A 2730-nucleotide genomic window follows, 5' to 3' on the forward strand; every position below is an offset into this window, starting at 1 on the left:
GGCCGGGGGCGGCGCCCCGGCGTTGGCCGGCGGCGGGGGGCCCTGCGGTGCCGGCCCCTGCGGTGCCTGGGTCACCACCGGCTGTTGCTGCGGGAGGTGTTGGTTGTTCGGCGGGATGGCGTCGGGCGCCGAGCTCGTCTGGGCCGGGGCCTGCGCGGGCGCCTGCACCGGGATCGGCGGCAGGGTGAGCCGCTCCTCGGGGATGTCCGGCGGCGGTACCGGGGGCTGACCGTTGATCAGCAGGTGGCCCTTGGCGCTGTTGACCAGCGTGGCCCAGCCGCCGTAGCCCAGCGTCGCGCCGATGCTGCACGCCACCTCGCGGCTGCCCGCCGACCAGCTCGGCAGCGACACCGTGGGGTAGATCAACGTCAGCGTGGTGGTGCGCAGCTTCACCGGCGCCAGGTAGGCGTCGGTCATCTTGGTGCACGCGTCCTTGATGAACCCGTCCTGGTCGGGCTCGGACGGCAGCGCGCCGGGGAACCTCTCGGCGAGGTTCACCGTGCCGGTGACCTCCATGGCGTGCGGCGCCGCGCAGTCGACCGGGACGTCGATCGGCTGGTTGGTGGTCGGGTCGATGCTCAGGCAGGTGCCGGCCGGCCACACCTTGGACTGGTCGACGTCGGAGACCTTGCCCTTGAACACCTCCTGCTGGTTGTTGGCACCGGGCAGCTGCAGGCCGCACAGCATGCGGCGTTCGCCGGACTGGCGCCACGCCCGGTCACCGGCCCACAGCAGGCTGATGGTGAACTTGCTGTTGGGGTCGAACTTCGGCCCGAGGTATCGGCGGATCGCCGGCTCGCACTGCTCCTGCGTCATCTGCTGAATGCGCGCCGGCGACGGGGGAGCCGCGCTGGGACCGTACTCGGAGCCGGGGAAGGTGCTCATGTCCACGGAATCGGCCACTTCGAACTTGTGGTTGTCGGCGCAGCCGACGATGGTGGCGGACTCGGGGGTCGCGTCCGGCCACATCAGACAGTCGCCGCCGCGGGCGCGGTTGAAGGTGGCGTCGCCCCGGCTTCCCGTGCTGGGCACCGGGTTGCCACCCATGTAGCCGGCGAGCCGCCCCTGACCCGGCGCGACCGGAATCGCGGTGACCAGCCCCGCGATCAGCAGCGCGCCGAGCGCGGTGAGCAGCAATGCCCGCCGCGTGGCCGTCGCCTGCAGCCCGCGGGGCCACTGGAGGCCACCCTCCGGGCGCTCGGCGGGGTCGGCTGGGGGGCCGGCGGGGGTGCCGGCCTGCGAAGCTTCCATCTCGGGCGCTTGCGACATCGGGTCCATTCTGACAGGGCCGGCTAAGACCTGTTACAAATGTTGCAGATGTGATGCAGTGTGATCGTCCCGCCGGGTGCTCCGCGAACGGCCCGCCGCCGCAAAAGTAGTGTCTTGGCCGTGATCGACCTGAAGCTGCTCCGGGAAGACCCCGACGTCGTGCGCCGTTCCCAACTCAGCCGTGGCGAGGACCCGGCGCTGGTGGACGCCCTGCTGGCGGCCGACGCCCAGCGCCGCTCGGCGATCTCGTCGGCCGACTCGCTGCGGGCCGAGCAGAAGGCGGTCAGCAAGAGCGTGGGCGCCGCATCCCCCGACGAGCGCCCGGCCAGGCTGGCGCGCGCCAAGGAGCTCGCCGAGCAGGTGAAGGCCGCCGAGGCCGCCCAGGCCGACGCCGAGGCGGCGTTCACGGCGGCCCACATGGCGATTTCCAACGTCGTCATCGACGGAGTCCCGGCCGGCGGGGAGGACGACTACCGGGTGCTCGACGTCGTCGGCGAGCCGGCGGCCATCGACGATCCCAAGGATCACCTCCAGCTGGGCGAGGCGCTGGGGCTGATCGACATGCAGCGCGGCGCCAAGGTGTCGGGCTCGCGGTTCTACTTTTTGACCGGCCGCGGCGCCCTGCTGCAACTCGGGCTGTTGCAGCTGGCCCTGCGGCTGGCCGTCGACAACGGATTCATCCCGGTGATCCCGCCGGTGCTGGTGCGCCCCGAGGTGATGTCGGGCACCGGGTTCCTCGGGGCGCACGCCGACGAGGTGTACCGGGTCGACGCCGACGACCTCTACTTGGTGGGCACCTCCGAGGTGCCGCTGGCGGGCTACCACGCCGACGAGATCCTGGACCTGTCCGGCGGGCCGCTGCGCTATGCGGGCTGGTCGTCGTGTTTCCGGCGGGAGGCCGGCAGCTACGGCAAGGACACCCGCGGCATCATCCGGGTGCACCAGTTCGACAAGGTGGAGGGCTTCGTCTACTGCCGCCCCGCCGACGCCGAGGCCGAACATCAGCGACTGCTGGGCTGGCAGCGCGAGATGCTGGCCCAAATCGAGGTGCCGTATCGCGTAATCGACGTCGCCGCAGGCGATCTCGGCTCGTCGGCCGCGCGCAAGTTCGACTGCGAGGCCTGGGTGCCCACGCAGGGCGCCTATCGCGAGCTGACGTCGACGTCGAACTGCACCACTTTCCAGGCCCGTCGGCTGGCCACGCGCTACCGCGACGACAACGGCAAGCCCCAGATCGCGGCCACGCTCAACGGGACGTTGGGCACCACACGGTGGCTGGTCGCAATCCTGGAGAACCACCAGCGGCCCGACGGCAGCGTGCGGGTGCCCGACGCGCTGGTCCCGTTCGTGGGCACCGAGGTGCTGGAGCCACCGTCGAGCTAGGTGTACCCGGCCATAACGTTGGTTACAGGCGGCTGATGGGTGGTAGGCCGCTGAGTGCGCTGTGGCGGCGTTGAGTGT

The 2730-nt window shown here is 71.4% G+C and carries 2 protein-coding genes; one reads left to right on the forward strand and one right to left on the reverse strand.

Going from position 1 to position 2730, the window contains the following annotated elements; genetic code table 11:
• Positions 1-1269, reverse strand: a 1269-nt coding sequence (locus AWC19_RS28690) for a septum formation family protein (RefSeq protein ID WP_169718159.1), incomplete at its 3' end; no start/stop codon positions are given.
• Between the two features lie 120 nt (positions 1270-1389).
• Between AWC19_RS28690 and serS the strand changes: the two genes are divergently transcribed.
• Positions 1390-2652: a serine--tRNA ligase gene (gene serS / locus AWC19_RS28695; RefSeq protein WP_085081450.1), complete on the forward strand. Its 1263-nt coding sequence runs from the start codon at positions 1390-1392 to the stop codon at positions 2650-2652.
• The last annotated feature ends 78 nt before the right edge of the window (positions 2653-2730 follow it).

Origin of the sequence: Mycobacterium palustre (assembly GCF_002101785.1) — a bacterium.
Lineage (GTDB): Bacteria > Actinomycetota > Actinomycetes > Mycobacteriales > Mycobacteriaceae > Mycobacterium > Mycobacterium palustre.